The sequence below is a fragment of the Roseibium sp. MMSF_3544 genome (assembly GCF_030732845.1).
Lineage (GTDB): Bacteria > Pseudomonadota > Alphaproteobacteria > Rhizobiales > Stappiaceae > Roseibium.
Genome location: NZ_JASHKA010000006.1, coordinates 84,654 through 111,567, shown reverse-complemented (window position 1 = coordinate 111,567; position 26,914 = coordinate 84,654). Strand labels below are relative to the sequence as shown.

The 26,914-nt window shown below is 58.2% G+C and carries 26 protein-coding genes; 11 read left to right on the top strand and 15 right to left on the bottom strand.

Annotation, left to right across the window (positions count from 1 at the left end):
• Nucleotides 1-11 precede the first annotated feature (11 nt).
• The 13 genes from RBB47_RS10680 to RBB47_RS10620 all read right to left on the bottom strand — a co-directional run bounded on the left by RBB47_RS10680 (nt 12) and on the right by RBB47_RS10620 (nt 13,846).
• A complete protein-coding gene (locus tag RBB47_RS10680) occupies nt 12-1,214 on the bottom strand; it encodes a CaiB/BaiF CoA-transferase family protein (RefSeq protein WP_305985778.1) in 1,203 nt (400 codons plus the stop codon).
• A complete protein-coding gene (locus RBB47_RS10675) occupies nt 1,211-2,365 on the bottom strand; it encodes an extracellular solute-binding protein (RefSeq protein ID WP_305985777.1) in 1,155 nt (384 codons plus the stop codon). Before RBB47_RS10675 ends, RBB47_RS10680 begins: the two co-directional genes overlap by 4 nt.
• Nucleotides 2,362-3,243 (bottom strand): SMP-30/gluconolactonase/LRE family protein, encoded by an 882-nt coding sequence (locus RBB47_RS10670; RefSeq protein ID WP_305985776.1) that lies wholly within the window; start codon nt 3,241-3,243, stop codon nt 2,362-2,364. The genes RBB47_RS10675 and RBB47_RS10670 overlap by 4 nt, the downstream gene beginning before the upstream one ends.
• Before the next feature lie 2 nt (nt 3,244-3,245).
• Complete coding sequence (locus tag RBB47_RS10665; RefSeq protein WP_305985775.1) at nt 3,246-4,292, bottom strand: ABC transporter ATP-binding protein; 1,047 nt, start codon at nt 4,290-4,292, stop codon at nt 3,246-3,248.
• Entirely contained in the window at nt 4,279-5,382 is a 1,104-nt protein-coding gene (locus RBB47_RS10660; protein ID WP_305985774.1) for a hypothetical protein, read from the bottom strand. Before RBB47_RS10660 ends, RBB47_RS10665 begins: the two co-directional genes overlap by 14 nt.
• Complete coding sequence (locus RBB47_RS10655) at nt 5,382-6,140, bottom strand: SDR family NAD(P)-dependent oxidoreductase (protein WP_305985773.1); 759 nt, start codon at nt 6,138-6,140, stop codon at nt 5,382-5,384. Before RBB47_RS10655 ends, RBB47_RS10660 begins: the two co-directional genes overlap by 1 nt.
• Nucleotides 6,141-6,143: 3 nt before the next feature.
• On the bottom strand, nt 6,144-6,923 hold the full coding sequence (locus tag RBB47_RS10650; protein ID WP_305985772.1) for an enoyl-CoA hydratase/isomerase family protein: 780 nt from the start codon (nt 6,921-6,923) through the stop codon (nt 6,144-6,146).
• A gap of 64 nt (nt 6,924-6,987) precedes the next feature.
• The gene (locus RBB47_RS10645; RefSeq protein ID WP_305985771.1) at nt 6,988-7,815 is read right to left on the bottom strand and encodes a carbohydrate ABC transporter permease; all 828 of its coding nucleotides are present in this window, start codon (nt 7,813-7,815) and stop codon (nt 6,988-6,990) included.
• Complete coding sequence (locus RBB47_RS10640) at nt 7,812-8,699, bottom strand: carbohydrate ABC transporter permease (RefSeq protein WP_305985770.1); 888 nt, start codon at nt 8,697-8,699, stop codon at nt 7,812-7,814. The genes RBB47_RS10645 and RBB47_RS10640 overlap by 4 nt, the downstream gene beginning before the upstream one ends.
• Nucleotides 8,700-8,773: 74 nt before the next feature.
• Nucleotides 8,774-9,988, bottom strand: a complete 1,215-nt coding sequence (locus RBB47_RS10635) for an ABC transporter substrate-binding protein (RefSeq protein WP_305985769.1) — start codon at nt 9,986-9,988, stop codon at nt 8,774-8,776.
• 27 nt (nt 9,989-10,015) lie between these two features.
• Nucleotides 10,016-11,782 (bottom strand): substrate-binding domain-containing protein, encoded by a 1,767-nt coding sequence (locus tag RBB47_RS10630; RefSeq protein WP_305985768.1) that lies wholly within the window; start codon nt 11,780-11,782, stop codon nt 10,016-10,018.
• Nucleotides 11,783-12,067: 285 nt separating this feature from the next.
• On the bottom strand, nt 12,068-13,117 hold the full coding sequence (locus RBB47_RS10625) for a pyridoxal-phosphate dependent enzyme (protein ID WP_305985767.1): 1,050 nt from the start codon (nt 13,115-13,117) through the stop codon (nt 12,068-12,070).
• 279 nt (nt 13,118-13,396) lie between these two features.
• Nucleotides 13,397-13,846 carry an Lrp/AsnC family transcriptional regulator gene (locus tag RBB47_RS10620; protein WP_305985766.1) on the bottom strand — a complete coding sequence of 150 codons (450 nt, stop codon included), beginning with the start codon at nt 13,844-13,846 and terminating at the stop codon, nt 13,397-13,399.
• Nucleotides 13,847-13,967: 121 nt separating this feature from the next.
• Between RBB47_RS10620 and RBB47_RS10615 the strand changes: the two genes are divergently transcribed.
• Nucleotides 13,968-15,119, top strand: a complete 1,152-nt coding sequence (locus tag RBB47_RS10615) for an amidohydrolase (protein ID WP_305985765.1) — start codon at nt 13,968-13,970, stop codon at nt 15,117-15,119.
• The gene (locus tag RBB47_RS10610) at nt 15,116-16,282 is read left to right on the top strand and encodes a Xaa-Pro peptidase family protein (protein WP_305985764.1); all 1,167 of its coding nucleotides are present in this window, start codon (nt 15,116-15,118) and stop codon (nt 16,280-16,282) included. The genes RBB47_RS10615 and RBB47_RS10610 overlap by 4 nt, the downstream gene beginning before the upstream one ends.
• A 61-nt stretch (nt 16,283-16,343) precedes the next feature.
• On the opposite strand, the gene RBB47_RS10605 is transcribed toward RBB47_RS10610, so the two are convergent.
• Together RBB47_RS10605 and RBB47_RS10600 are read right to left on the bottom strand one after the other, a co-directional pair.
• Nucleotides 16,344-17,072 (bottom strand): hypothetical protein, encoded by a 729-nt coding sequence (locus RBB47_RS10605; RefSeq protein WP_305985763.1) that lies wholly within the window; start codon nt 17,070-17,072, stop codon nt 16,344-16,346.
• A gap of 15 nt (nt 17,073-17,087) precedes the next feature.
• Nucleotides 17,088-18,035 carry a LysR family transcriptional regulator gene (locus RBB47_RS10600; RefSeq protein WP_305985762.1) on the bottom strand — a complete coding sequence of 316 codons (948 nt, stop codon included), beginning with the start codon at nt 18,033-18,035 and terminating at the stop codon, nt 17,088-17,090.
• Nucleotides 18,036-18,377: 342 nt separating this feature from the next.
• On the opposite strand from RBB47_RS10600, the gene torT reads away from it, so the two are divergent.
• The 9 genes from torT to RBB47_RS10555 are packed head-to-tail and all read left to right on the top strand — an operon-like array spanning nt 18,378 to nt 26,911.
• The gene (torT, locus tag RBB47_RS10595) at nt 18,378-19,451 is read left to right on the top strand and encodes a TMAO reductase system periplasmic protein TorT (RefSeq protein WP_305985761.1); all 1,074 of its coding nucleotides are present in this window, start codon (nt 18,378-18,380) and stop codon (nt 19,449-19,451) included.
• 2 nt (nt 19,452-19,453) lie between these two features.
• The gene (locus tag RBB47_RS10590) at nt 19,454-21,013 is read left to right on the top strand and encodes a sugar ABC transporter ATP-binding protein (RefSeq protein ID WP_305985760.1); all 1,560 of its coding nucleotides are present in this window, start codon (nt 19,454-19,456) and stop codon (nt 21,011-21,013) included.
• Complete coding sequence (locus RBB47_RS10585; RefSeq protein ID WP_305985759.1) at nt 21,014-22,042, top strand: ABC transporter permease; 1,029 nt, start codon at nt 21,014-21,016, stop codon at nt 22,040-22,042. It begins immediately after the preceding gene.
• Between the two features lie 10 nt (nt 22,043-22,052).
• Nucleotides 22,053-22,784 carry a LamB/YcsF family protein gene (locus tag RBB47_RS10580; RefSeq protein WP_305985758.1) on the top strand — a complete coding sequence of 244 codons (732 nt, stop codon included), beginning with the start codon at nt 22,053-22,055 and terminating at the stop codon, nt 22,782-22,784.
• A 39-nt stretch (nt 22,785-22,823) separates the two neighbouring features.
• Complete coding sequence (locus tag RBB47_RS10575) at nt 22,824-23,066, top strand: acetyl-CoA carboxylase (RefSeq protein ID WP_305985757.1); 243 nt, start codon at nt 22,824-22,826, stop codon at nt 23,064-23,066.
• A gap of 11 nt (nt 23,067-23,077) precedes the next feature.
• On the top strand, nt 23,078-24,448 hold the full coding sequence (locus tag RBB47_RS10570; RefSeq protein ID WP_305985756.1) for an acetyl-CoA carboxylase biotin carboxylase subunit: 1,371 nt from the start codon (nt 23,078-23,080) through the stop codon (nt 24,446-24,448).
• A gap of 10 nt (nt 24,449-24,458) precedes the next feature.
• Nucleotides 24,459-25,334 carry an allophanate hydrolase subunit 1 gene (locus RBB47_RS10565; protein WP_305985755.1) on the top strand — a complete coding sequence of 292 codons (876 nt, stop codon included), beginning with the start codon at nt 24,459-24,461 and terminating at the stop codon, nt 25,332-25,334.
• Nucleotides 25,324-26,298, top strand: coding sequence for a biotin-dependent carboxyltransferase family protein (locus tag RBB47_RS10560; protein ID WP_305985754.1), 975 nt, complete (start codon nt 25,324-25,326; stop codon nt 26,296-26,298). Before RBB47_RS10565 ends, RBB47_RS10560 begins: the two co-directional genes overlap by 11 nt.
• Nucleotides 26,299-26,317: 19 nt before the next feature.
• Nucleotides 26,318-26,911, top strand: a complete 594-nt coding sequence (locus RBB47_RS10555; RefSeq protein ID WP_305985753.1) for a biotin transporter BioY — start codon at nt 26,318-26,320, stop codon at nt 26,909-26,911.
• The last annotated feature ends 3 nt before the right edge of the window (nt 26,912-26,914 follow it).

Below are 26,914 nucleotides of genomic sequence, written 5' to 3'. Positions count from 1 at the left end.
CGGGCGAATTCCTAGCCGTCCTCGCCGGCAACACCAGTAGAAATGAGCCTGTCGATTTCAGCGGTGTCCCACCCCCGCTCCTGAAGAATTTCGCGCGTATGTTCACCGACGGACGGAGCAGGCCGGCTGATCGCGGGTGGGGTTTCGCTCATGTCAATGGCCGGGCCTACGACTTTCACGTCTCCAGCCTTTGGGTGCTTGTAGCTCTGGATCAGTCCAAGATGCGCGACCTGGGGATCAGCAGCAGCTTCCAGGTGCGTCTTGACTTCGCCGCACCAGACGTCCGCGCCAAGCAGGGCCTCGATCAGGTTCTCAGTCGACCATTTCGATGTTTCGGCTGCCAGCCTGCGCCAGACTTCGTCGCGCTTGTCGAACAAGGTCTTCGGATCGTCATAGACAAGCAGGTCGTCGTTGCCGAGCACCCCGACCAGGGTTTTAAAGGGGCTCATTGCAATCGTGACCCAGCCATCCTGCGTTGGATAGGTTCCAAAGGGTGCATCCATTCCCGGGTGGCCGATGCCGGAATCGGGGCGCTGGAAATCCTCGTTGAAATTCATTGCCATCACCATTTCCTGGTTCTGGTGCGCAAGCATTCCGGCAAGCAGGTTGATCTTGACTTCCTGACCTTGGCCGGACTTTTCCCGCCACAGCAACGCTGAAAGAATTCCGTAGACCATGTTCATGGCACCGACCTGATCGGAAAAGCCGGCGCCGACCGGGGTCGGCGGGTTGCTGGCCTGGCCGGTCGCGGCCATGATCCCGGTCAGACCCTGCACCAGCATGTCCTGTCCCGGGCGGGATACATAAGGCCCGTCTTCACCATACCCGGAGCCGGAGCAGTAGACGATGCGCGGGTTCACGGCCTTGAAGTCGGCATAGCCATAGCCGAGCCGATCCATGACGCCGGGGCGGAAATTCTGCACCACGACATCGGCGGTTTCGGCCAGTTTCATGATGATATCCCGCGCCTCCGGCGCTTTCAGATTGAGGGCAAGGCTGCGTTTGTTCCGATTCCAGGCAAGGAAGTTCGGGCTCTCGCTGCCGCCAACCCACTTGTTGCGGAACGTGAGCGAGCGGAACAGATCCCCCGAGCCTGGCCGTTCGATCTTGATCACGTCAGCGCCCAGATCAGCCAGCAATTGTGTGGCAAACGGACCCTGCAGCAAGTGGGAGAAATCCAGGATGGTGACGCCTGAAAGCGCGTTCTCGCTCATCGGTGAGGTCCTCTCTTATCATCGAGATCGCCCCTCGCGCCGGCGCGTGCCGCGCGCCAGACCTGCCTCAGGGCGGTGAGTGTTTTTGATGGTTCCTGCCGATCCGCAAGCGATTCGCGGATGATTTCGGCAGCTTTGGTTTGAAAGGCGATGTAACCGTCAAATCTCGGTCGCAGCAGTGCGTGTTCGGCGGTTTCCAGCGTCCCGGAGTAAAAAGCGCCCCAGGCCGCATCGACAGCCGGGTCTTGCCAGGCGGCGCGTGCAGAGGGCTGGCCGCCGAAATTCGGGATCATACCGCTCTGCGTCTCCGGCTTCATCAGCCAGGCGATATGCTCAAGCAGAGCTGGATCCGGTTGGCAGCGCTTCGTGAAGCCGATACCGGTTCCGCCCAGAACGCCGCCTGCACCGTTGGGTTTTCGCACGGTGTCGGAAAACGCCAGACGGTTTCCGCCCGGACGGACCTGCGCATAGGTCACATATCCGAAGACCAGTGGTACCAGGACAATATCGTCCGTTGAAGACAGTGCTTCAGAAAGCGCGATCGGGTTCAGCTTTTCTGATCCCTGAGGCCTCAGCTCAAAGAGCGCTTGCATGCGTTCGAGTTGCGCTTCGGCGACTTCATCTGCCAGCAGGATGTCCCCTTTTGCCCACGCACCCTCGCCGGCTGCCATGGATATCAGGGTGAGAAATGCGTGCGGGCCTGCAAGCGATTGAGCGACCGGATGCGTGCTAGCCAGATCCAGAATGGCGCCCCACTCCTGCGGCGGAGCCGATACGCGGTCAGGCCGACGGACCATCACCTGCGTTGCAACATCGAGCGGCAACGCCCAGGTTTTGCCTTGCCACCGGTAAGAGGCAAGCGACGGACCAACCGATTGCCTGTTCCACGCTTCGATCGTCTCCTGAGTGAACAGATCTTCAAGCGGGATCAGGCAGTTTTCGGCAACCGCCTCACCAATATGGGGGTGATCCAGAACAAGCAGATCATAGGCAGCCGCCAGCTCCGCGATCGGAGCGCTTTCAAATCCTTCCAGGGGTTGCTTGTCCCAGTGGATCAGCGAGGATGCCCGGCCGGAATTGACCTGGCGCGCGGCTTCCGCGAGCGCGTCGTACCCGCGTGGATGATCCCATGTCAGGCCGATAAAGGTCATGCGGCGCTCCACAGCGGATCGGCACCGATGTCCATCAGCACCTCGCTCACGTGCCAGCGGCCGAGATTTGCGGTGTAGAGCCTCTCTCCGGCAAAGGCGACATTGGTCGGGTGACACAGAACATGAGCCGTCGGATCTTCGATCAGAACGTCGATTTGAGTGCCGTCTCGGGAGACGCGCAAAAGGCGGGACGGTTCGTAACACCCGACGATCAGATTGCCCTCTCGGTCGAACGCAATGCCGTCCGGAAGACCCGGCAGGTCGTCGGCGAAGGTTTCCTCCGGCCCGGCCGATCCGTCGGGTTCAATGGTTATGCGGGTGATCGCGGTCGCGAAGGTTTCGCAGACATAGAGTGCGTCCTCACCGGCACGCTTCGCCAGTCCGTTGGCGAAATTGAGGTTCCTGTCGTACCAGAGCCCGCCCTCGCCAGACACAAGATCATAGCTCCAGATCCCCGGCCCCGGCGTACCGGAGGCGTGGCTGTCCGACACCAAGAGCCGGTTCCGGGCCACATCAACCAAGGGATAGTTCGGGATCTTGATGCCGGGTGCCGTAAACCGGTCGAGATCTCCTGTGGCAAGATCCAGACGGAAAACAGCAGCATGTTTCAGGTCGCACACGAAAAGTGCCTGCGTTCCCTGAAATGCCAGTCCGAGTGCAAAGCCGCCGGTGGACGCAACCCTTTCGAACCGTGTGCCGTCCGGCGAGATACGGCAGATGTCACCATCCTGGTTGCCTGCCCAGATCCAGCCGTCCGGACCGACTGCCACCCCTTCCGGGTGGCTGAGTTTCGGCGTTGAAAAAATCCCGTCAAAGAGCACCGAAGCGCTTTCCATCGGCAGGACCGGATTGTCGGACGTGGAGAACTGGAACGGCATGCTCACGCCTCCCGTCGGTTGCCGCTGTCGGTGTCGAAAAAGTGCAGGCGGTCCGGGCGCAGCTTCAACCCGACTGGCGTGTCCATTGCCATCCCCTCGTCGGCGCCGACCTTGGCCGCGACAAGACTGTCGCCGACAAGCACATTCAAAAGCGTGCAATCGCCGAGAAGCTCAGAGGAATAGACTTTGCCCTCGATGTCGGCATCGCCCTCTGAGAGGGAGATATCTTCGGGACGAATGCCGAGTGTGACCGACCCGTCGGCGGTGGCAACCTGCATCGTCCCGCCCTTATAGGCGAAGGTACCGCCATTGACCGCACCAGCGATGAGGTTCATCGGAGGCGATCCGATAAAACCGGCGACGAATGTATTGGCGGGTCTGGCGTAGATTTCAGCCGGCGTGCCCATTTGCTGGATCACGGCATTGTTGAGGATCACGATCCGGTCCGCCAGCGTCATCGCTTCAACCTGGTCATGAGTGACGTAGATCGTCGTCGTGGCCAGTTCCTTTTGCAGATGCTTCAGCTCCGCGCGCATCACGGTGCGCAGTTTGGCATCAAGGTTTGATAGCGGTTCGTCCATCAGGAAAAGCCGCGGCGTGCGGACAATCGCGCGGGCAAGGGCAACCCGCTGACGCTGCCCACCGGAGAGCTCAGCCGGGCGGCGTGTCAGCAGATGGTCCATCTCGACCTTAGCCGCGGCCTCCTTTGCCCGGCGCAGCCGTTCGGCTTTCGGAATGCGGGCAATCTTGAGCGGATAACTGATGTTCTCTCCCACCGTCATGTGCGGATAGAGCGCGTAATTCTGGAACACCATCGCAAGGTCGCGGTCGCGCGCCGGGATATCGTTGACCCTGCTGCCAGCGATCAGAATGTCACCGTCAGACGGTTCTTCAAGGCCGGCCACAAGCCGCATCGTCGTCGACTTGCCACAGCCCGACGGCCCAAGAAGAACAAGAAATTCACCATCTTCGATCGACAGGTTCAAACCTTCGAGCGCAACGAAGCTGCCGAAATTTTTTCGAAGGTTCTTGAGTTCAACGGTTGCCATGGGTCTCGTCTCGCTGGAAGAAATCGGTGTCGAACGGAAGCGCCACGCGAGCGCCGCTGCGTTCCAGAATGTGCAACTCGCCACTGCCCAGCTGTATGTCTGAAATCTCAGCCCAGCCCGGTGGTGTTTTGATTGCCCCGCAAACATGGGCGATGCGATGGGTTTTTCCGCTCGCAAGCGGAAAGAATGTCGGGACGCCGCAGCGCGCGACCGCATTGTCACACAACGACGCACGGTGCCCCTCCGCGCCGGCCGCTCTGCCGTCCTCCACGCCGAGAACACCCTTATGGGACCCGTTCCAGGGCCAGTAGTCGCGCCCCCCGTTGGAATGCCACAACATGGTGATCGGAAGGACAGAACTGTCCTTGAGGAAAAAGACGATATCTCCTTCCTCTTCGCGCAGGATGGCTGACCAGCCAATCGAAGATGGTTCCGCCTCGATCAGGGTGACGAAGTCTTCATGCGTTTCGCCAATCGGAAGCTGTGACAAATCAACGTCTGGCCCGGAACGCGCCGGAAACGCGAAGATCGAAGCGCTTTCGCCCGGGCAGGCGAGCTTGTTGCGGCCTGCATCCAGGGCCTGCTCTGGTGTGATCGCCTTTCGCTTCGGCGACGCAAAGAAACGGCCTTTCCCCGTCAGCCGGATCATCGGGTGGTGAGCGCAGGTGACGCCTCCCTCACCGCCTTCAAGCCAATGGGTCTGATAAAGAACCGGAGCCCGCTCACAAAGACGGATGCTCTTTCTCAAGGTCGCTCCCATGACCGGCCGCTCAAGCCGAAACGTGGCGTCCTTTGTACTTTGCCGCTCAAGCATCCAGCGGGAATTTGCGCTCAAGCCGTGCGCCGGACCGTCTTCCAGATCATTGGCGCCAAATGGCGCGCAGAAAAAATCTCCGGACAAGCGCTTCAACGACGGCGACATGCCGGGGTCTGCTTCTGCTTCCGCAGATCCCACCCAGTGGGCGGTGTGCAACGGCTTCAGTTCGCTTCCCTCTGTCCGGAAACGCAGAGACGGAAGATTCCCGATCGACGGATCGAACATCAGCGAACCGCAATCAGACTCCAGCTTTATGAACGTTTCAGCGTGCATCAGTCCCCCTTGATAGCAAGACCGCCATCAACGCGAAGGATTTCGCCGGTAATGAAGCTGGACCGGTCAGAAGCAAGAAACGCGACTGTTTCGGCGACTTCGTTCGGATAGCCGAAACGGCCGATGGGATGCGCCTTGTTCCACCGGTCGATCAACTCGCTCGGATCATCCATCGCCGCAAAGATCTTTTCGTTCATCGGCGTCATGATCGTGCCTGGGGCAACCGCGTTGACGCGAATGCCGGCTGGAGCAAGATCGGCGGCCGTTTGAACCGTCAGTGCGTTGATGGCGCCCTTCGCTGCGGCATAGGCAGGCCAGCCCTTGAAGGCGCGCAACCCCTGCACGGACGACATGTTCACGATCGATCCGCCCCCTCGTTCGCGCATATGCGGAACACAGGCCTTCATTGCACGCCAGAAGCCGGTCAGATTGGTGTCGATGACGGTCTGCCAACGGTCCTCGTCTATTTCGTCGACCACACCGTTCAGGGCGACGGCAGCGTTGTTGACGAGAATGTCCAGTCCGCCAAAGTGGTTCACAGCTTTATCAGCCAAGGCCTGAATGGCCGCGAGGTTACGCACGTTGGCCTCGACAAAGAGCGCTCTTTCGCCCAGCTCGTTCTGGAGTTTCAGACCCTCGTCAAGATCAATGTCTCCCAGGACCAGCGACCCGCCACGTTCAATGATGAGCTCTGCACAGGATCGTCCGATCCCGTTGGCCGCACCGGTGATGACTGCAACCTTTCCTTCAAATTCCATGGCTCAGGCTCCCTTGAACCGGGGATCACGTTTTTCAAGGAAGGCGTTGATGCCTTCCTGACCGTCGGCCGTCGAATAGAGACGGAAGAGGACTTCCTGCTCGTAGCTTTTGGCGCTTTCGACGGGAGCGTCGAAACCTTCCCGCATCAGCCGTTTCATCTCGGCCTGAGCAAGAGGTGCCATCTTGAGACAAGCCCGGGCACGCTTCAAAACGGCATCGCCAAGTTCCTCCGCTACAACCACCTCTGCGGCGAGGCCAAGTTCGAAAGCGCGCCGGCCGCTCATTCGCCAGCCTGCTAGCATCAGGTCGGAGGCGGCATACTTGCCGACCGCACGCACAAGTCTTTGTGTCCCGCCTCCGCCGGGGGACAACCCCAGGCGCCCCTCCGGCAAACCAAGCTGCGCCTTGTCAGAGACGACCAGAATGTCGCAACACAGCGCAATCTCGAAGCCGCCCCCAAGGGCGAACCCGTCGATTGCACATATGACCGGCTTGGGCAGCCGCTCGAGCTTGTCGAACACGCGGCGCGAATTCATCTGATAGGCAATGAACTCCGGCCGCTTGTCCCCCTGGTATTCGGCAATGTCCGCACCAGCGACGAAGGCTTTGCCGCCTGCACCCCGCAGGACCAGCACGCGGACGTCTGGATCCCGCGTAGCTTCGTCCAGTGCCGCATCGAACTCCGCCATCAAGGGGGTCGACAGAGCATTCAGCTTGTCGGGCCGGTTGAACAGCAGCTGGACAACGCCTGTGGCCAGTTCTTCTTTTTCGATCAGGGACATCTTTCCTCCCGAACCTCTTTGACACCGGGCCTTTGCGACCCTTTTCCGAATAAGATCATCGCACCTATCCCTTCACTGCACCGGCCGTCAGTCCGGCAACGAAATAGCGTTGAAGGAAGAAGAAAACCGCGATCACCGGAACGGAAACCATGACTGAAGAGGCCATCAGTTCACCGTAGCGGATGCCATATTGACCGATGAAATCGTTCAGTCCGACCGGCAACGTCCGCATTTCCTTGGTCGACGTGAAGGAGAGCGCGAACAGAAACTCCTGCCAGGTCACGATCAGCACATAGACTGCGGTTGCGATAATGCCCGGACGGGCAAGGGGAACGACAATCTCCCAAAAGATCCGCAAAGGCGCCGCACCGTCGATTGCCGCAGCCTCTTCAAGGGAAACGGGCAACTTCTGCAGAAAGCCGCGCAGCATCCAGACCGCGACAGGCAGCGTCACCGACACGTAAGCCAGAATGAGGCTCGCATAGGTGTTGAGGAGGTCCGCGCTGCGCATCAGCTTGTAGAATGGAATGATGATGGCGGAGTGCGGAAACATCTGCGCCAGCACGACCAGGCCCATCAATGCCGTGATGACAAGCAAACGTCCCCGGGTGAAGGAATAGGCAGCCAGCAGGCCAAGGGACACCGTGATCAGCACCGACGCGCCGGAGACAATCATGGAATTCATGAAATAGGTTCTGAATTCCGGGCGAAACGCAGTGACATAGTTCTCCAGTGTCGGTGCCTGCGGCCACAGCCTTGCCGGAATGGCGAACGGTTCCGTGGCCGGCTTCAGGCTGACCGACAGCATCCAGAAAAACGGCAGCAGCACAAAGAGTGCAAGCAGGATCTGGAAACCGATCAGCATCCAGCGTGTGGCAGCGCTTTGCTTCATCCGACCGGCCTCCGTGCCGCAGCCGAACGCTGCACGATGATGTAGATTGCGACAAGAACAGCGAGAACCAGGATCGAGAACACGCCATAGGTGGCCGCCTCTCCGAACCGGAACTGGCCGAAGCCGGTTTCGAATATCTTGGTCGGGAAGATGTGCGTCGCGTTTTGCGGTCCCCCGCGTGTCATGACCCAGACGATGTCGAAATAGTTGAAGGTCAGGATCAGCGTCAGCACGATGTTGACAAGGATGACATCCTTGATGGCCGGCAACGTCACATCTATCAGGCGCCGCACCGGACCGGCGCCGTCCAGGGTGGCAGCTTCCAGCTGGCTCTTGTCGACATTTTGAAGTGCTGCCAGGTAGATCAGCATCGAGAACGGGAACCCCTTCCACACCGCGACGAAAATGACGGCAGCCATGGCGGTGTCCGATGATGCCAGCCAGGCGGCATTTTCCTGGAGAACACCAAGGCGGATCAGAATCGAATTGATGAGGCCAAGCTGCGGATCGTACATGAACCGCCACAAGATCGCGGTGACGACGCCCGGCAGAACAAACGGCAGAAGCACCAGTGCGCGCGTCATTCCCTGGGCGGGCAGCCCCTGGTTCAAAAGCATCGCGGTGAAGAAGCCGAGCAGGTTTTGCAGCAGCACGACACCGAGCGTCCACATGATGGAGTTCCAGACCACTTCAGGAAAGGCGCGCGAAGACAGGACCTTCTCGTAGACGGACCACCCGACAAACCGCGGCTCCGGCGAAATGAAGGACGTGTCGTAGAAACTTTCAATCACCGTGCCGATCATGGGGTAATAAAGAAATACGCCCAAAAGCAGCAGGGTCGGAGCAAGAAAGGCCCAAACGAGCCGCTGGTCCGAACTGGTCATGACGAACTTTCAAACAATGCGTTTTGAAAAGACGCCGGCGGCCTGAGCCGCCGGACGACAGTTGTTGCGGCGCGTCAGTTCAGAGCATCGATTTCAGAGCAGGCGGCATTGGCCGCTTCCTGGACTTCTTTGCCGGCAAACACATCCTGGAAAAGGGTCATCTGGATTTCCGCCACTTCAAGATAACGAGCCGACAGCGGGCGCGGTTTCGCAAGCGACAGATGCTCGATGATCTGCTGCGGACCTTCGCGGTTTTCGGCCAGGAATTTCTCCGCGGCAGCCTTGTTCGCCGGGATCAGGTCGACAACGTCACCGTTGACGTCTTCACGCACCATGAATTCGATGAACTTCCAGGCAGCATCCTTGTGCTCGGACGATTCAAACACCGCCAGGTTCCAGCCGCCATAGGTCCCGATCGCCTGCTTGCCTTCCGGAGCCGTGCCATTCACGAACCCCCAGTTGATGTCGGATTTCTGAAGCGTCGGCTGCTCAAGCGCGGGCCAGAATTCGACAGCCAGCGAGCCGTTGAGAAACAGTTCGCGCATGTTGCCGGAATTCGCATTCAAGATGCCTTCCGGAGCGTATTGTGCAAGGTCCTGCAGGTAGGTCATGGCCTCGACAGCAGGCGGCTGGTTCAGCGCACATTTTCCGGCCGCATCAAGGACCTCGCCGCCGTTGGAGAAGATGAAGGAATTGACAACCACGACGGTGTCTTCACCGCGGTGCCCAAAGAGACCGACACCGAATTTGCCGTCACCTGTAAGTTTCTCGGAAGCGGCCTTAAGCCCTTCCCAGCTGGCCAGGCTTTGCGGATCAATACCGGCACCGTCCAGTAGATCCTTGTTGTAGAAGCTGAACTGCCAGACATCGACGTTGAAGGGAACGCCGTAAAGAGCATCCTTGTAAACTGCGGAGTCCCAGGCGCCGCCAAAGAACTGACTGCGCTCAAGGCCGCTCTCCTTCGCCTTGTCCGTCAGGTCGCTTACAGCACCAGCCTCGGCAAAGGCCGCGACCCAGATCTGGTCAAGTGTCGCAATATCGGGGGCATTGCCGCCCTGGACTGCCGTCAACAGACGCTGCTGGTACTCCGGATAAGGAATGGTCGTCACTTCCACTTTGATATCCGGGTTTTCAGCCATGAACCGGTCGACAGCCTCCTGCTGAACATCCGAAAGACCGCTTTCGGTCTGCTGGTTGTCCCAGAACTTGAGTGTGACTTCTTCCGCCTGAGCCGCAGTTCCGGCAAGAAGCGCAAGACTTGCAACGGCAGCAAAGAGTGTTTGTTTCATTTCATTCCTCCCGAGTGATTGAAAGACCTAGCCGTGCTGAACCGCCCGAAGGTCCGGTTGAGATGCTGGCAGCGTCGGGTCCTCGGCTTCCTCTCCGGCGATGAGAACCTCGACACCAACAGCTCTGAGCCGTTGACGGTCATCCAAAAGGGCGCCGTCGTCGGTGATGACTTCATGGATTTGTGCCGTGCCAACGATCCGGTAGTTCGCATCGCTGCCAACCAGCGTGTGATCGGCCAGGACGATTGTCCGGCGTGCGGCTTTGACAAAGCGGGAGCCGGCGAGCGCCAGACGCTCATCGACCTGGGTAATGCCAAACTCAGGCGATACCCCTGAAACGGACAAAAACGCCGCGTCTGCACGCATCAGTTCAAAGAGCGCGCCAAGGCTCGGCCCAACCAGGCAGCGGTCCGCGGCCTGATATTCACCGGACGTCATGATGATTTTCAGGGACGCCACTCCCTGAAGGCAATGCATGACATCGAGGGAGTTGGTGATGACGGTAAGGCCTGAAAGGGTTTCGCTGTGGTGATGGCAGCGGGAGCGGATTTCCTCCGCAAGGAGCAGCGTTGCTTCGCCTTCTCCCAAAATTATGGTCGATCCTTGATCGATCCGGTCCGCTGCAAGCGTTGCGATCTCGCGCCGCAGACGGGACAGCTCTGCCGCAATGCCATGATGCGGCGGAGCAATCACCAGTTCACAACCGTGAAGCGCGGCGGTCTCGCGCATGGACTGGATCATGATCCTGTACCAGTCGTGAGCCGGATAATGGGGCAGAAAACCGATTTTGAGATTGGCTCTCGGCAGCGCCTGCGGACCTTGCATGCGCGAAAGAAGATCATCGCGGCAAGCGGGCAAGAGCGAAGAGGTTTCCGCATCGTAGAAGGACGAGAGGTTGGCAGCGGTCAGAATTGCGTGCGGTGTCTGTGTCGGTTGAAGCGACTGCAGACCGGTGGCGTCCGCGATGATGTTCCGAATAGCAACTGCGCCGACAACTTCCGGAAAGAAAGCCGCGACCGCTTTCAGTGGCCCATTTTGACCAAGCCGCTTCAAAAAGTCAGCAGACTCACCTCCTGTCGAATAGACCGCTATCTGGCGGTCCAGTGCGTCGGCGGCTTCAATCGCTGCAACTGCGGAATGATCATTCACGGCAAAGACAACGGAAATGTCCTCGTGTGCCTTCAGCGCATCGAGCGCGACCCGGTATGCCGTCTTGTACCGACCCTGCCCGTTCACATGCGTTGTGGCAACAGAACCCTCAAACCGGTCTTTCAGCCCGTCTTCGAACCCTTGCGCGCGGTCTCTGGTGTTTGTGAGTTCGGGCTGGCCGACGATGAGCAGCGAAATATCTTGCTCCCCCGCGTTCCTGGCAGCTTCGACACCAAGTTCCATGGCGGCCTTGCGGTTGTCCGGCCCCAGATAAGCCCCGCCCAGCTGAAGGGCGCTTTCAGCAACGAAGGGAATGTGACGCCGAATGACCTGGCGGCGCAAAGCATCGGCACCGCGACCGGTAATGGGCGGCAGGATGATCGCGTCGAGGCGGTCAACCAGGGATGCGAAGTCACTCTCCGGTGTTTCGACCTGAGCTTTGTTGGCACCGACCAGATCGGCATCCGGCAAGACCGCGCCGCCGTGGGTCTTCTTCAGGGCGCCAGCGTCCGCCAGTTCGGCAATATCCCGGCGAAGCGTCACCTTCGACACTTCCGGCAAGGTCCGTGACAGATCGTTCAGATCCAGAACACCTTCCTTGCGAAGAATATCGAGTATGCGTTTTTGGCGTTGCTTCTTGATCATTTTGCCTCCCGGGATCTTCCGATATCATCTGAATTGATCAGATTGATAGAGGCATAATGCATGATATGATCAAAAACGACCTTAAATGATCATTTTCGATCAAAGACAGAAAATACGTGATGAGACCCGGTTTATCGGGCGCAGCGATTTCGACCGTGCGCAGGCGAGGGTCTTCACGCGTTCGAAGCAACCAGCGTGCGGAGCAAAACGCAGCCCCAACTCTCCAAGACACCTAGTTGCGAAGACCAGGCCGGCGTCCGAAGTGTGATTCAATCAACAGGCAAGTCAGGCCGGGCCTTCGGAGATAATGACAAGCGGCAAGAAACCGCTGCCGGCCGCCACCTGCGGAAGCTGTTTGCATAGGGCGCCAAACCCTGCGGCGCCCGACGGCGTGGTGGCAATGCCCAGTTTCGTGACGGCCTCTGCCGCGGCCATCCCGTCTTCTTCGGTGAGCGTCTCATAGGTGACGTTGCAGCGCTCAAGCGCCTGCCAGGCGACGATAGAGGGCTCCTTGCAGTCCAGGCGGCCCATGTTCGAGTCCGGACCGTCGGACCGGGTCGCAACACCGGCTTCATGGCTAGCCTTCAGGCAGGCCGCGGCCTCCGGTTCAACAACAATCAACTTCGGCTGAACGCTCCAGTTGAGCCGGATCATATGCGCCATCGCGGCGGCAAGACCACCGACACCGGCCTGCAAGTAGACATGCGTCGGCCATTGGCCGTTGGCCTCGAATGCGACGCGTAATTCCTCGGCGATGACGCAATAGCCTTCCATCACCCATTTCGGTATCTCGGTGTATCCGGGCCATGTCCCGTCGGCGAGCAACGTTGCACCGCTTTGGTCGGCGTCAACGATCGCGGCGGCCACGCTGTCGTCGTAGACATCGCCCGACCGGACCACCTCCGCGCCCTGTGCACGCAGCCGGTCGGCAAAGCCTACAGGAACGGTTCTCGCCAGATGGATCCGTGATTTGGCACCCACAAGCCGCGCACCAGCGGCCACTCCAAGACCATGATTGCCGGCGCTCGCGCAAACAAAGGTTTGCGTTTTTGCGACCTCACGCACATCCGCATCCGTGAGCCGCGCAGGTGTGAGGATCTCACCTGTCTTCTCAAACCAGGCATCCCCCACCAACCGCGCGACGGCATAAGGGGCGCCAAGTGCCTTGAAGGCTCCCAGGCCCATCCGATCGGTTTCGTCTTTGGCCCAAACAGAATACGCGCCCGGTCCCTGCAATCGTCGCAGCGGTGAAACCGCATAGTTTTTCTGCGACCGAAAGAATGCGGCAGCTCGCATGAAATCCGGTTCAAAATCGAGAGTGTCTGGATGTTTCATGCGTCGCAATTTAGCACGTCCACATTATTCCAATTCTCAAATACCTAGGCTTTCTTGACTATTTTCATCGCCAGGATGCTTCAAGACGAAAGAAATCGTCGAAACCAACGAAATTGCTGATGCTGACCGAATAGGCTTTAGCAAAGAAGACCGGCCAACGTTCAGATCTGCCGTTGTGACTGAACTAATCCGGTTGACTGCGCTCTTGGAAATCTGAGAACAAACAATTCCAGCTCCAGCAGTCAAAATTGCCACGATTCCGGAGAGACTGCGTTGAGCTTACAAAACGTCGAGCGACACCTTGACCCTGTCCATCACCACTGACGTTTTGAACCGGCTTATGTTTGATTCATCGAAGAAATGTTCCTGGGTGAACTCTTCATATTCCTTGATGTCCTGAACGGTAAGGATCAGCATAAAGTCCGCCTCGCCGGTCGTGTAATAACACTGCTGCACGCACCGGGCGTTGCGCATTTTGCGTTTGAACTCATCAAGATGCCGGCGGCTTTCACGCTCCAGAATAACGTCAACAATAATTGTCATGTCGCGACCGATGCGCGAGGGTGAAAGAACGGCAATGTCCTTTTCGATCACCCCGGTCTCACGAAGCCTTTTCAGACGTTTCTGCACCGCCGGCGGGGACAGGCCCACGTCCTGACTGATCGCCTCCGCCGTCATGCGGGCATTGCGCTGAACAAGGCGCAAGATTTCCAGATCTTTCTCATCCATGTTCCGAAATTGATCGTATTTTGCCCTAAGCTCAATGTTTTTCGTCAAAAGCAGATCAAAATCGACGCCGCCCACCTGGTGGGACGTTGTAATTAAAGACGAATGGGACGGGAGCCATACCATGAACGCGTTTGAGCAACGTCTGACGGAGCGCCGGCGAGACTTTCATCGTAATCCTGAGCTCGGATTTCAGGAGACGAGAACCAAGCGCGAAATCGCGCGCGAATTGCGCGCGCTCGGTCTTGAGGTCCACGAAGGCGCCGGTGTTGTCGGTGTCCTGCGCAGCGGCCAGGGAAACCGTGCCATTGCACTGCGCGCAGATATGGACGCGCTGCCAATTCCCGAAATGTCCACTCACGATTATCCGTCAGATACGCCCGGCGTCATGCATGCGTGCGGCCACGATGGTCATATGACGATGCTGTTGGGTGCGGCTGTACGCCTTTCGGAGTGTCCGGACTTTGACGGCACGGTCGTGTTCCTGTTCCAGCCGAACGAGGAGCATGGGCTCGGAGCCCAGGCGATGATCGACGAAGGCGTGTTGGAACGTTTCCCGGTAGACGAAATTTATGCGATCCACAATCTCCCGGGCGCTCCGACCGGTCAGGTCTCAACCCGGACCGGCATCATCTGCAACAGCGAAACCCTGTTTGAAATCGAAATAGAGGGTCGTGGCGGACATGCGTCGATGCCACAGATGGGTGTCGACGCGATCACCGTCGGCGCAGAACTTGTCCTCGCGCTGCAGACAATTGTTGCCCGAAAGCTGCCGCCGGGCGCCGGTGCGGTCGTGTCCGTGACTGAGTTTTTGACGGATGGGCAGCGCAATGTTCTGCCCGGGCGGGCTACTCTGAAGGGAGACTACCGCGCCCGATCGCCCGAAGACCGGGTTGCCGTGGAAACGTTCATGCGACAGATCGCCGACGGCGTCGCCGCGGCCCATGATGTCTCCGTGAAGGTGAAATGTGCTACCGAATTCATCGAAACGATCAACGCACAGGAGCCAACGACCGCTGTCTATCGGGCCGCCGAAGCCGCAGGCTGTGAAATTGTAAGGGATCGCCTGCCGATGAGCTTTTCCGAAGACTTCGCGTATTTCTCTGCCGCGGTGCCGGGCTGTTTCCTGTTGATGGGCAATGGCGAGACCGGCGCGAACGGCCGCCCGCTCCACGCTTCGGACTACGATTTCAACGATGCACTGCTGCCCATCGGCGCGGAATTCTGGGTGCAGCTTGTTCGTGACAGGCTGCCTGCGCGAAAGGACAACAAGTGACCCGAGTACCTTCACGCGGATTTTCTGAAGCGGAATTTGCAGCACGGACGGACCAGGCACAGGCACGAATGCGCGCGTCGGGCCTGGACGGTCTGTTGCTCATGAGCGAAGCAGAAGTTCGCTACTTCAGTGGCTTTCACACCTTGTTTTGGCAAAGTCCGACCCGGCCCTGGTTTGTCTTTGTCCCGCTGACCGGCAAACCGGTCGCCGTTATCCCTGAAATTGGCGCAGAACTCATGCGCACCACGTGGCTGGACGATATCCGAACCTGGAGCGCTCCCAGGCCTGACGATGACGGCCTGAGTCTTTTGACGGAGTTGCTCGCGCCTCTCGCCGATGCGCGCAAGACCATCGGTGTGATGAAGGGTCATGAAACTTCGCTGCGCATGCCTTTGGGCGACTACGAACGGTTGGTAGATGGCCTTCCGGGCCTGACGATTGCGGATGCGACCGGACTTGTCAGGGGCCTGCGCATGGTCAAGTCTGAAAGGGAAATCGAGAAAATTTCCCATATTTGCGGCATCGGATCGCGGACATTCGCGAGAGTTCCCGAGTTGGCAGAAGAAGGACTGGCCATTGAAGACCTGTTCCGCGCCTTCCGGCGCGAATGTCTTGCACAAGGTGCAGATGATGTTCCTTACCTCGTCGGGGGAGCGGATCAGGGCGGCTACCATGATGTGATCTCACCACCCTCAAGCCGGCCCTTGACCCGTGGCGATATCCTGATGCTGGACACGGGCGCCACCTGGGACGGATATTTTTGCGACTTCGACCGCAACTTTGCCATCGGGAGCGCGGATGACGCATCTCGCCGCGCCTACGACGTCTTGTGGCGGGCGACCGAGGCGGGCATTAACGCAGCTCGAGCTGGAACCACTTGCCGGCAACTTTTCGCGACGATGCAGGCCGTCATTGAAGAACTGGACAATCAGGGGGGTGACGTTGGCCGTCTCGGGCACGGACTGGGGATGCAGCTCACCGAATGGCCTTCGCACGCCGCCTTTGACGAAACGGTCATTGAAGAAAACATGGTCCTGACACTGGAGCCTTCGCTGAGTTACGGCGGCGGCCGCGTCATGGTCCATGAAGAAAACATTGTCGTGCGTGCGCATGGCGCCGAGCTCCTGACAGAGCGGGCGCCACGCGAACTTCCAGTTATTTAGTGAAGCGCAACGACACTTGAATTTAGACTGGTGCAGGAACGCTGTTCCACCTGGCGGGGCGTCAGTTATCTCGTCGCACGACCGACACACGTTCGGCTGGGTGCGCTGAAAACGATGCGTCATAGAAATGGGTCAGCCACACTCTCTTGCCATCGAAATAGATGTCCGAAACGCCTTGCGTGTCCGAGCCAAGTTGCAATGGCTTTACTATCTCTCTGGCGTCCAGTTTCAAGAGCTTGGTTGTTTGATGGTCTTCATGCCCGCGATAGGCGCCGAGGATCACTTGCCCGTCAATCACTTCGACAGATTCCAGATTGCCAAAACCATCCGAAAGCTTTTCGGACACCGCAATCTCATCTAGATCCGAGACACGATAGATAGCGCTGTCCCAGGCATCGTCAGCACCCCACGACGCTGCAAAGATCTTGTCGCCGTCCAGTTCGAAACGGGCGAGGCCACTGATTTGGATTTCCGGAAGATAGGGCTGAATAGTGCCGGTGTCCGACGCTACACGCACAAAGACCCCGCGCCCGAAATCGCTGACAACGAGCGTTGCGTCGTCCAGTGCTTCGATATCGTAGAAGAAAACACCGTCCTCATCGAGGCTTTTGCGCCAAGCGACGGTACCGTCGGTCGAAGTGGAAATCACCTGATTCCCGTCCACGATTACGATCTGATCTTTGGTTCCCACAATTCCGGTAGGGTTCCGAAGGCCCTCTCCATCAGAAAGCTCAATGAGTTTTTGACTACCGTCGCGGCAGATCTCCAGATCTGGGTCAGACCCGGGCACCGTTACCGGCCTCCATCAAGGCATTCGGGACCGCACTTCGCTGCCAGGGAAGTTGTGCGGCTGGTTCGCGCCCATGCCAAGATGCATGAAGTCCAGAAATGCCTTTGCAGCCTCACCCGGTTCACGCGCATTGCACCAGGCGACACCTGCATCCATGGTGGGAACCGCATCGGTAATCTCGATCACTTCGACCCGTCGTCCCTCCAGCGACCAGGGACGGTGCACCAAATCGGACAGAATGGAGACCCCCATTCCATTGGCGACCATGCTGCGCACCGCCTCTGTTGACGAAGTCCGGAAGACGACATTCGGCCTGTAGGGCGTTCTGTTCCAATAGCGCTGAGCCGTGTTGCTGGCCTCATCGACAGTCAGCATGATGTACGGCTCTTCAGAAACTTCCTGCAACGTGACGGATGTTTTTTGCAAAAACTTGTGGTGCGCATCGACCCAGAGCCTGCGCCGGGACTTCCATAAAGTGTCGTGTGACAAGCCCTCGTGATTGACGATGTTCGACGTGAGCATGACAGCGAGGTCGAAACCGCCTGTCATCAACCCTTCTTCGATGGAAGGGCGATCGGCCTCTGACAAATTGATCTGGACATTCGGAAACGCACGCGAGAAGCGTGCTAGAAACGGCGGCAGGAAGTATCCCGACATCGTGTAGGTCACTGCCAGATTGATCGAGCCTTTAACATCGTCCCGGATCCGGCGCGGTATCCGGATAGCCTCCTCCACCGACTCGGTGATATGCCGGGCATGTTCCAGAAACAAATTGCCTTCATAGGTCAGCGAAACGCCTCCCGCATGACGCTCGAACAGACTTGTCCCAATGACGTCTTCCAAAGACTTGATCGCCGTTGTGATCGCCGATTGGGAGACGTTGATCTCCATTGCAGCTCTTGAAATCTGACCGGCATTCGCAGCGGCGAGAAAGTAGCGGATTTGTCTGAGAGAAAGATCCATCTGATTTTCCGATTCGACTTATAGCAAAATCTCAATTCACCATCCCACAAGTGATGCCTCAAAAACCATGGAAAAGACCAATTGATGAAAGCATTCGTTATTTAAGCTATTTTTTTCAGATACTTACAAAAAATTCGAAGTGACCTGAGCAAACTGACAGGCGCGGGATCAATCAGACCGTATTATCTGTTTTTCAGATATTAGTTTATCTATTTTTATATTTTACAATATCTTAACTCCCTTCATAAGCTTGGATGTCCGCAGCAGAAGACCCTGAATGAGGTCCGCCGGGCCGAGGAATTCGACATCTTCCAGGCATTCAAGCAAGGGGAACATGAACCCATGAAACGCACATTAGCGGGCCTGCTGGCCTCAACGGCAATTACGTTTGCATCTTTTACAATTCCCGCCGCCGCAGACTGGTATCCTGTTCCGGTTCAAGTCTGGGAGCCTGCATTCGACATGGACAGCCCGAGGCGGGAAATGTCTTACGTCCCCCTCGAAAAAGCCTCCAAACCCTGGGAAATCTGCGTCTCCTTCCCGCACATGAAGGACGCGTATTGGCTGGGTGTGGATTATGGCGTTACCGAAGAAGCCAAGCGTCTGGGCGTCAAGATGCAAGTGGTTGAGGCGGGTGGCTACACCGAACTCAACAAGCAGATCTCACAAATCGAGGATTGCGTATCAGCCGGCGCGGAGGCGGTCATCATCGGCGCCATTTCCGCAGACGGCCTGAACAACGTCATCCAGGAAGTCAGAGCAAAGGACATCCCTGTCATTGATGTCATCAACGGCATTTCGTCCAACGAAATCACGGCGAAGTCTCTGGTTTCGTTCGGTGAAATGGGGGCTAAAACCGGTGAATACCTCGCCAAGATTCATCCCTCCGGTTCAGGTAAGGTCAAAGCTGCCTGGTTCCCCGGTCCGTCGGGTGCCGGCTGGGTCGAAGCTGGAAACGCCGGTTTCGCCAAGGCAATCGAAGGCAGCGATATCGAGCTGGTCGAAACCAAGTACGGAGACACCGGAAAGGAAGTCCAGGCAAAGCTGGTCGAGGACACGCTCGAAGCGCATCCTGACCTTTCCTATATTGTCGGCACTGCCGTTACTGCCGAAGTTGCCATTCCGATCCTGAGATCCCGCGGCCTGACGGATCAGATCAAGGTCGCCTCCTACTACTTCACGCCGGGCGTCGCCCAGGGCCTGAAGCGGGGCCAGATACTTGCCGCCCCGACAGACTCGACCGTTCTGCAAGGACGGATCGCGGTCGACATCGCGGTGCGGGCGCTCGAGGGCGAACCGTTCGAAAAACATGTCGGACCGGAACTCTATGTCGTTCACCAGGGCAATCTGGCGGAGTTCGACGCGACGTCGACCCTCGCGCCTGACAGCTTCAAGCCAGTGTTCCGGGTCGACTGAAAATGACCCACCTCGCCTCAGAACCCACTCGGGCGACCGGGGAGGATGCGCGTTCAAGCGCGCATCCGCTCCTCAGGACCGAGGGTCTGACAAAGGACTATCCGGGCATTCGCGCGCTAAGCGAAATGAACTTCGAGTTGCGCAGTGGTGAAGTCCACATTCTGTTCGGAGAAAACGGAGCCGGAAAGTCCACGCTGATTTCCATGCTCGCGGGCGCCAACCACCCGACAAGTGGCAAGATCCTGTTTGATGGTGAGGAAGTTCATTTGGGCAGCGTGCACGAAGCACGGGATCTTGGCATCAGCGCCGTCTTTCAGGAGTTCTCGCTGATACCGCAAATGACGGTTGCCGAGAACATGTTCCTCGGGGCCGAACCAACGCAGGCCGGTTTCCTTCGCTCAAAGGAGCAGAAGCGAAAGGCCGAAGAGATCCTCAAAAGCCTTGATTTCCACCTTAAGCCCGGACGACGCGTGGACCATCTCACACGCGCCGAGCAACAGATGGTGGAAATCGCCAAGGCGTTCCGGACTGATCCGTCGGTCCTCATTCTCGACGAACCGACCGCTTCGCTGACAAATCACGAGACCGAACAGCTTTTCAAACTCGTCAACAAGCTGAAACAGCGCGGCGTCGGCATCATCTACATCACGCACCGCATGGCCGAAATCAGAGAGATCGGTGATCGCATCACGATCCTGCGGGACGGCCGGTACATCGATACTGTCGACGCAAAGACAACCAGCGAAGACCGTCTCGTCGAGTTGATGACGGGCCGGGTGGTTGGTCAGATTTTTCCGGCCGTTGCCTATAGTCCGGGTGAGACCATCCTCGAAGTGGAAGACCTGCACACCCCGGGAGCAGGCGGCCTTAACGGAGCCTCGGCTGTTGTCCGGCGCGGCGAGATCGTGGGTTTCGCAGGGCTCGTCGGATCGGGAAAATCTAAATTTGCCCAGGCCTGCTTTGGGTCCTTCCCAATAGAAAGCGGTCACATCCGGTTCAAGGGTCAGACCGTCCTGTCACCCAAGACGCGGGAGATGCTCAAACGCGGCTTCATGTATCTCCCGTCAGACCGGCGTTCGGACGGACTGATGATGATGCGGCCGGCCCGCGAAAACATCAGTCTCGCATCCCTGATGAACAGCCCGTTGAGCAACGGGCTCTTCCTGAACATAAAGGCTGAAAACAGGGTTACATCCGACCTCGCGGATCGCCTCAATCTTTCGCCACGGCGAATTGAGCGGCTGGCCGGACAGTTTTCGGGTGGCAACCAGCAAAAACTCATGCTTGCCCGCAGCCTCACGCGTGAATTCGACCTGATTGTCTTTGACGAGCCGACCGTCGGCGTCGATGTCGGCACGCGCGCGGCGATCTACGAGTTCATTGCCGAGCTTTGCGAAAACGGCGCAGCCATTCTTCTGATTTCGTCTGATCTCCCGGAGATCCTTCATCTGACCAACAGAGCATACGTCTTATACAAGGGCGAGGTCCAGGCAGAGTTCGCCGGAGACGACATCACCGAAGCAAATGTTCTGGCCCACTTCTTTGAACGGGAGGAGGTTTAAGTGACCGTCTCATCTGATAACTCTGCAGCAAGCCCGATGAACTGGGCGGATCTGCCGAAACGGCTTTTTGTCAGGCTCGGGATCCTTCCGTTTCTGCTGGTCATCGCGGTTGTCGTTTTCACGTTCATGTCGGACAACTTCCTGACAGGACGCAATCTTCTGAATGTTCTGAGACAATCGGTCTTTCTGACGATTGTTTCCATGGGCCAGATGCTGGCGCTCTTGACCGGTGGCTTCGATCTGTCCGTCGGGACCACGCTTGCCGTGACCTCGGTTGTCGGCGCCATGACGATGGCCGCCGCTTATGCGGCAATGCCTGACGCCGTCTGGCTTGCCATTCTCATTGGCTGCTTTGCAGGCATCGCGGCCGGAACGCTGATCGGGGTCTGCAACGGTGTCGGCGTCGCCTTTTTCGGCGTATCACCCTTCATGATGTCACTCGGCATGACCTCCGTGGGTTTCGGTATTGCCCTGTTTCTGACGGGTGGAACACCGGTCTACGGAATGCCTCAGACCTTCGGCGACATCTTCGGCTTCGGGTCCTTTCTCGGCATCCATACGCCAATCTATGTCGCCGTGATCCTGGCAATCCTGCTTTTCATCTATCTCTACCGGACACCGTTCGGCCGGTTCATCTATGCCGTTGGCGGCAACACCAAAGCGGCGGCGCTTTCCGGGATCAACACCAGGGCAACCCTACTGTGGACCTACATCATGTGTGCCGGCATGGCCTCGGTTGCCGGAATGCTGCTGACGGCGCGTCTCGATACGGGTGAAGCCAATATCGGTGCCTCCATGCCGCTGGAATCGATCGCCGCCTGCGTGATCGCCGGCGTGAGCCTGCGCGGCGGTGTCGGCAGACTGGAGAACGTCATCCTCGGAGCCCTCTTCATCGGTCTCGTCCAGAACGGCATGAACCTGGCGCGCATTGAATCTTATTTGCAAACGGTGGTTCTCGGCGGGCTTTTGATCCTTGCCGTCATCGCCGACCAGATCCGTTTGCGCTACGTCGCCTCACTCAAAGACTAAGAGCTCGGACATGAAAACCACAATAAATTGCGACTTGGGAGAGAGCTTCGGCATCTACAAGATGGGCAATGACGAGGCCGTCATGCCCTACATCACCGAAGCAAACATTGCCTGCGGCTTTCATGGCTCGGACCCGAACCACATCCGCAAAACCGTCGAATTATGCGCACGGTACGGGGTCAAGGTTGGAGCCCATTTCTCACTCCCCGACCTGCCCGGTTTCGGCAGGCGGGAAATGAAGATCGACCGGCCTGAGATGGCCAATATCGTTCTTTACCAGATTGGTGCGCTCAAGGGCTTTCTCGATGCTGCCGGGCTGAAGCTCAACCATATGAAACCGCACGGAGCTCTTTACGGGATGGCCGCGCGCGACGAACACATCGCACACGCTATCTGCGATGCCTGCGAAATCTATGGTGTCCCGGTCTTCGGACTGAGCGGAACGCTTCACGAGGAAATCTATACGGCGCGCGGGCTCGAGTTTGTGGCCGAGTTCTTCGCTGATCTCGACTACGACGCCGAGGGCAACCTCATCATCACGCGGGAACATCCCGAACTTGATCCGATGGCGGTCGGCGAGAAAGCCCTGCGTGCGGTGACGGAGGGCAAGGTGACGTCCAACACCGGAAACGATGTTCCGGTGAAAGCACAGACGATCTGCATTCACTCTGACACGCCGAATGTTGTCGAGATCGCAAAGGCGACCAGGGCCGCCCTTGCTGACCACATCAAAGCAGCCTGATCCGGCTGGTGTCATTCCAACAAGAGGGGAGTTCCAGACATGGCAATTCACGAAGTCAGGGCGATGATGCCCGGCATCTTCTACCGCAAGCCGTCGCCAGATGACCCAAGTTACAAGGAAGCCGGAGACAGCGTCGCCAAGGGTGACGTAATCGGCCTGATCGAGGTCATGAAGTCCTTTCATGAAGTTGTCGCCGACGCGGACGGAACCATTACGTCCTTCCAGGCGGACAACGAGGAAGCCATCATGCCGGGACAGGTTCTGGCAGAGATCGAAGTCTGATCGGAGCCGTCATGTCCCTGACCAAAATCCTGATAGCAAACAGAGGCGAGATCGCGGTGCGCATCATTCGCGCAGCGCAGGAGCTGGGTCTCAAGACAGTCCAGGTCTACAGCGCCGCAGACGAAACCTCGCTTGCCGTTCAACTGGCGGATGAAGCCGTCGAAATTGGCCCGCCGGTTGCAAAGAAATCTTATCTCGATGTGGCGGCCGTACTTGCCGCAGCAGATAAAACAGGTGCTGATGCCATTCATCCAGGGTATGGATTTTTGGCTGAAAACGCAGAGTTTGCCGATGCCGTTGCCGCCGCAGGCATAAGCTTTGTCGGACCGAGTGGCGACGTGATCCGCCGGATGGGTGACAAGGCCTCGGCACGCAAGGCGGCGAAGGAAGCCGGCGTACCGACCGTGCCCGGAAGCGATGGTGTAATCGGTGATCTCACAGAAGCCTGCGCCCTTGCACAGCAGATCGGCTTCCCTGTCATGATCAAGGCAACGGCGGGGGGCGGTGGACGCGGTATCCGGATCGCGAACAGCGCCGAGGAATTCATGACGCTGGCGCCCCAGGCGTCGTCCGAAGCATCGGCCGCGTTTGGCGATGGCGGACTTTACCTCGAAAAGGTGATCGAACGTGCCCGGCATATCGAGGTACAGATCCTCGGTGACGGCGAGAATTTCATTCATTGTTTTGAGCGGGAGTGCTCCTTGCAGCGCCGCCGGCAAAAGGTCTGGGAAGAAGCGCCGTCGGCAGCCCTGACACCTGATGTGCGCGAGCGTTTGTGCGCGTCAGCGGTCGCCCTCGCCGCAGCGGTGAAATACTGCGGCGCCGGCACGATCGAATATCTGTACGACGATATCAGCGGTGACTTCTACTTCATCGAAATGAACACCCGCATTCAGGTCGAACATCCTGTCACGGAGAGCATCACCGGCATTGACCTGCTCGCGGAGATGATCAAGGTCGCGGACGGGCAGCCCTTGTCAATCCGCCAGGAGGACGTCTCCTTCCGCGGACACGCGATTGAAGTTCGGATCAACGCCGAAGACCCGGCGGCCAACTTCATGCCATTCCCGGGTGTGGTCGGCGATCTGCGCGTGCCGGGAGGTCCCGGTGTGCGCTTCGATCATATGCTCTACCAAGGCTACCAGATCCCGCCATTTTACGACTCCCTGCTTGGCAAACTGATCGTCAACGCGGACACGCGGGAGAAAGCCATCATTCGTTTGAAACGCGCGATCGGCGAGCTTGGACTTGGCGATCTCAAGACCACGGCGCCGTTGTTCACGGCCCTCGCCGAGACACCGGATGTCCTGTCCGGGTCCGTGCACACGAAATGGCTCGAACCCTGGCTCGAAGCCAATTCCGACAAACTCTCAGGGCACTAGGGAGGTCCACATGAGCTCAAGATATACGTTCGGAGGTGATGAGCATATCTTCGTGGAGGTGAGCGAGGAAATGTCTCTCGAGGCGTTTTTCAAAGCGCTCTCAATGACCAATGCCGTCCGGGATGCCGACATCAAGGGCGTCACGGAAATCTGTCCGGCCAATGCCTCGTTTCAGATCAAGTTCGATCCGGATGTCATTCATCCCGACGATCTGATGAACGAATTGAAACGGATGGAAGAGATTGCCGACAAGGCGGAAGCTGTACTCAACACCCGCATCATCGAAATCCCGGTCTACTACCAGGACCCCTGGACACACGAAACGCTGATGCGGTTCCGGGAAAGGCATCAGGACCCGAACGCAACAGACATCGAATACGCGGCCCGGATCAACGGCTACGACAGTGTCGACGACTTCGTCACTGCGCATTCGGCCTCACCATGGTTCGTGTCCATGGTCGGTTTCGTTTCGGGACTGCCGTTCCTGTACCAGATGGTCGACCGGGACCGGCAGATCCAGGTTCCGAAATACCTTCGCCCACGCACGGATACGCCGAAACTGACGGTTGGGTATGGCGGCTGTTTTTCCTGCATCTATTCGGTCAGGGGTGCCGGCGGGTACCAGATGTTCGGCATCACGCCGATGCCGATCTACGACCCGGAGCAAAAGGTCAATTATCTGAAAGACTTCCTGGTGTTCTTCAAGCCGGGAGACATTGTGAAATGGAAGCCGATTACGCGTGAGGAATACGACAAAAACCTCAGCGAAGTCGAAGCAAACACATTCGCACCCCGCATTCGCGAAGTCGTTTTCTCGCTCGATGAATTCAACCGGGACATCGACGGCACCAATGCCAAACTGCTGGAGGTTCTCAATGCCGATTAATGTCAAATCAGCAGGCCTTGCGACCACCATTCAGGATCTCGGTCGCCCGGGCTATTACCATCTGGGGATTCCGGTCGGCGGCGCTATGGACCGGCTGGCACTGCGTGCCGCAAACATGCTCGTCGGCAATGACGAAGGGGCTGCCTGTCTTGAAGCCGTGTTCATGGGCCCAGAGCTTGAATTTACCGAGGACACGCAAATCGCCGTGACTGGGGCCGAGCTGCCACCCAAAATCGACGGTGAGGCCAGGGAAACCTGGACGACCCTGTCGGTCAGGAAAGGCCAGGTGCTCAGCTTCGACTACCTTCGCGCCGGCGCTCGCGCCTATATTGCCGTTGCCGGCGGGATTGACACCGCGGCAAATCTCGGCAGCCGCTCGACATACGCCATTGGCGCTCTCGGCGGGATCGACGGCCGCGCCATTCAGCCCGGCGACGCGATCCCGGTCGGTCGCGATTTTCGCAATGTGGCGGAGGGAACGAGTGTCCCCCGGAACCTCAGACGGATGCCCGGCAACCCTGCCGAGCTTCGTGTCCTGCCCGGGCTTTATGTCCATCGGGTGACAGAAGAGTCCCTTGACCGGTTCTTCAGTGACAGCTGGAAAGTGGCGTCCGAAGCCGACCGGATGGGATATCGCTTTCAGGGCGGTTCTCCGATTGAGTTTGTGGACCGGGAGCCGCCCTTCGGGGCAGGGTCGGATCCGTCCAACATCACCGATGCCTGCTATCCCTATGGTTCGATCCAGATCCCCAGCGGAACGGAACCGATCATCCTGCACAGGGATGCGGTCTCCGGGGGCGGTTACTTCATGGTCGGAACCGTGATTTCAGCCGATATGGACCTGATAGGACAACTCCAGCCTCACACCGAGACCCGCTTCGTCAGGGTCAACATGCATACGGCACTTTCAGCACGCCGGGTACGCGCAGCGACACTCGACAGTATCCGGCAAACGTTTGCCTGACGGGAAAGGAACAGACGTTATGATCAACACACAAACGCACACAACGCTTGCCGACCGCCTCTGGCAAACAGACAACACCCTCCTGCGCAATGTGGTGCTCGCAATCCTCGGCAGCGCGGCTCTCTGGATGTCAGCAAAGATCCAGGTGCCCTTTTATCCTGTCCCGATCACGATGCAGACATTCGTGATTCTTGCGATCGGAATGGCGTTCGGAATGCGGCTCGGCGTTGCAACCATTGCGCTCTATCTTGCGGAGGGTATGACCGGATTACCCGTCTTTGCGGGCACACCGGAAAAAGGGATCGGACTTGCCTACATGATGGGCCCGACAGGTGGCTATTTGCTGGGATATCTTCTCGCGGCAGGAGCTGTCGGCTACCTTGCAGAGCGAGGGTTCGACCGCAACTTCTTCACCGCTGCCGTGGCAATGTTTCTTGGAAACGTCCTTATCTACATTCCAGGTCTGCTCTGGCTCGGAACAATTGTCGGGTGGGACAAGCCGGTCCTTGCATGGGGCATGACGCCTTTCCTTTTTGGCGATGCCGCAAAATTGCTCCTTGCCGCAGCGCTCATGCCCATGATCTGGAAATTACTGCGGCCCAACCGGCACTGAGCC

Bases quoted from the DNA above. Each gene is read 5' to 3' on its own strand.
- RBB47_RS10560 (WP_305985754.1), top strand. From the start codon at position 25,324: ATGCCGATTAATGTCAAATCAGCAGGCCTTGCGACCACCATTCAGGAT.
- RBB47_RS10625 (WP_305985767.1), bottom strand. From the start codon at position 13,117: ATGAAACATCCAGACACTCTCGATTTTGAACCGGATTTCATGCGAGCT.
- RBB47_RS10590 (WP_305985760.1), top strand. From the start codon at position 19,454: ATGACCCACCTCGCCTCAGAACCCACTCGGGCGACCGGGGAGGATGCG.
- RBB47_RS10675 (WP_305985777.1), bottom strand. From the start codon at position 2,365: ATGACCTTTATCGGCCTGACATGGGATCATCCACGCGGGTACGACGCG.
- RBB47_RS10565 (WP_305985755.1), top strand. From the start codon at position 24,459: ATGAGCTCAAGATATACGTTCGGAGGTGATGAGCATATCTTCGTGGAG.
- RBB47_RS10570 (WP_305985756.1), top strand. From the start codon at position 23,078: ATGTCCCTGACCAAAATCCTGATAGCAAACAGAGGCGAGATCGCGGTG.
- RBB47_RS10615 (WP_305985765.1), top strand. From the start codon at position 13,968: ATGAACGCGTTTGAGCAACGTCTGACGGAGCGCCGGCGAGACTTTCAT.
- RBB47_RS10665 (WP_305985775.1), bottom strand. From the start codon at position 4,292: ATGGCAACCGTTGAACTCAAGAACCTTCGAAAAAATTTCGGCAGCTTC.
- RBB47_RS10650 (WP_305985772.1), bottom strand. From the start codon at position 6,923: ATGTCCCTGATCGAAAAAGAAGAACTGGCCACAGGCGTTGTCCAGCTG.
- RBB47_RS10635 (WP_305985769.1), bottom strand. From the start codon at position 9,988: ATGAAACAAACACTCTTTGCTGCCGTTGCAAGTCTTGCGCTTCTTGCC.
- RBB47_RS10660 (WP_305985774.1), bottom strand. From the start codon at position 5,382: ATGCACGCTGAAACGTTCATAAAGCTGGAGTCTGATTGCGGTTCGCTG.
- RBB47_RS10645 (WP_305985771.1), bottom strand. From the start codon at position 7,815: ATGAAGCAAAGCGCTGCCACACGCTGGATGCTGATCGGTTTCCAGATC.
- RBB47_RS10575 (WP_305985757.1), top strand. From the start codon at position 22,824: ATGGCAATTCACGAAGTCAGGGCGATGATGCCCGGCATCTTCTACCGC.
- RBB47_RS10670 (WP_305985776.1), bottom strand. From the start codon at position 3,243: ATGCCGTTCCAGTTCTCCACGTCCGACAATCCGGTCCTGCCGATGGAA.
- torT (WP_305985761.1), top strand. From the start codon at position 18,378: ATGAAACGCACATTAGCGGGCCTGCTGGCCTCAACGGCAATTACGTTT.
- RBB47_RS10680 (WP_305985778.1), bottom strand. From the start codon at position 1,214: ATGAGCGAGAACGCGCTTTCAGGCGTCACCATCCTGGATTTCTCCCAC.
- RBB47_RS10655 (WP_305985773.1), bottom strand. From the start codon at position 6,140: ATGGAATTTGAAGGAAAGGTTGCAGTCATCACCGGTGCGGCCAACGGG.
- RBB47_RS10600 (WP_305985762.1), bottom strand. From the start codon at position 18,035: ATGGATCTTTCTCTCAGACAAATCCGCTACTTTCTCGCCGCTGCGAAT.
- RBB47_RS10620 (WP_305985766.1), bottom strand. From the start codon at position 13,846: ATGGATGAGAAAGATCTGGAAATCTTGCGCCTTGTTCAGCGCAATGCC.
- RBB47_RS10640 (WP_305985770.1), bottom strand. From the start codon at position 8,699: ATGACCAGTTCGGACCAGCGGCTCGTTTGGGCCTTTCTTGCTCCGACC.
- RBB47_RS10630 (WP_305985768.1), bottom strand. From the start codon at position 11,782: ATGATCAAGAAGCAACGCCAAAAACGCATACTCGATATTCTTCGCAAG.
- RBB47_RS10580 (WP_305985758.1), top strand. From the start codon at position 22,053: ATGAAAACCACAATAAATTGCGACTTGGGAGAGAGCTTCGGCATCTAC.
- RBB47_RS10555 (WP_305985753.1), top strand. From the start codon at position 26,318: ATGATCAACACACAAACGCACACAACGCTTGCCGACCGCCTCTGGCAA.